This window comes from Rhodococcus sp. DMU2021, from assembly GCF_019641445.1.
GTDB classification, from domain to species: domain Bacteria; phylum Actinomycetota; class Actinomycetes; order Mycobacteriales; family Mycobacteriaceae; genus Rhodococcus; species Rhodococcus pyridinivorans.
The window spans coordinates 1-1,267 of sequence record NZ_JAIFKB010000086.1 but is presented as its reverse complement, the minus strand read 5'-3'; the positions used below and the strand labels follow the sequence as shown (position 1 = coordinate 1,267).

The window sequence follows — 1,267 nt, the reverse complement described above, 5'->3', positions numbered from 1 at the left end:
GGGACTGCTGCACGATCCGGTGACAGATTCGGTCACGCAGCCTGTGTGGCTGGTGTGGTCATGATGGTCTCGAACTCGACAGGCGTCAATCTGCCGAGCCGGAGCTGACGTCGCCGGCGGTGATAGGTCCGCTCGATCCAAGTCACGATCGCGATGCGCAACTGCTCGCGTGTGGCCCATCTCTGCCGGTCGAGGACGTTCTTCTGGAGCAGCGCAAAGAACGATTCCATCGCGGCATTGTCGCCGGCCGCACCCACCCGACCCATCGATCCGACCAGGTCGTGGCGGGCGAGGGCGCGGACAAATTTCCGGCTGCGAAATTGCGATCCACGGTCGGAATGAACCACACATCCGGCAACCGAGTCCCGCCGTGCCACTGCCGATTCGAGGGCCGTGACAGCCAGACGGGATTTCATCCGATCGCTGATCGAGTAGCCGACGATCCGGTTCGAGTACACGTCCTTGACCGCACACAGGTAGAGCTTGCCTTCCTCGGTTCTGTGTTCGGTGATATCGGTGAGCCACAAAGTGTTTGGAGCATCCGCGGTGAAGACGCGGCCGACGAGATCATCGTGCACCGGCGGCCCGGAGCGGCCCTTCTTCGAGCCACGTTTCTTGCCGAACACACTCCACCACCTGTTGGTCGAACAGATCCGCCACGCCGTGCGGTCCGACATCGACTCGCCCGCATCGCGGGCTTCGTCGGCGAGGAACCGGTAGCCGAACTCCGGGTCCTCGCGGTGGGCGTCGAACAGGGCGTTCGCCCGGTACGCCTCCTCGAGTTCGGCGTCGGTGACCGGGTCGGCGAGCCACCGGTAGTACGGCTGGCGCGCGATCCCCAGAACCCGGCACGTCACCGCGACGGGAATCCCGCCGGCGGCCAGCTCGCGGACGAGCGGGTACATCATTTTCCCGGAAGATTCGCCTGTGATAGATACGCCGCGGCCCGCCGCAGCACTTCGTTCTCCTGCTCAAGCAACCGGATCCGCTTTCTCAGCTCGCGGTTCTCTCTGGACTCCTCGTTCGTCGTCCCTGGCTTGGTGCCGTCCTCGACGTCGGCATTCCTGAGCCAGTTGGTCAGGCAGGATTCGCTGATGCCGAAGTCGGCGGCGATCTGCCGCAGGTGCTGACCTGGTTCGCGGTTGCGGGCCACGCGGACGACGTCGTCGCGGAACTCTTTCGGATAGGGCTTGGGCACGGGGTCCATCCTTCCAGCAGTGCCTCACGGCACCACAGTTCAGATGTCACCTATCCGTGCAGCAGTCCC

1 protein-coding gene is annotated in these 1,267 nt (G+C 64.3%); it reads right to left on the bottom strand.

The features are described from left to right. Positions 1-32 precede the first annotated feature (32 nt). A protein-coding gene (locus K3M35_RS25740; RefSeq protein WP_112320133.1) for an IS3 family transposase occupies positions 33-1,198 on the bottom strand; the annotation gives its coding sequence in 2 pieces (ribosomal slippage) (positions 33-923 and positions 926-1,198; 1,164 coding nt in all). Positions 1,199-1,267: the final 69 nt, after the last annotated feature.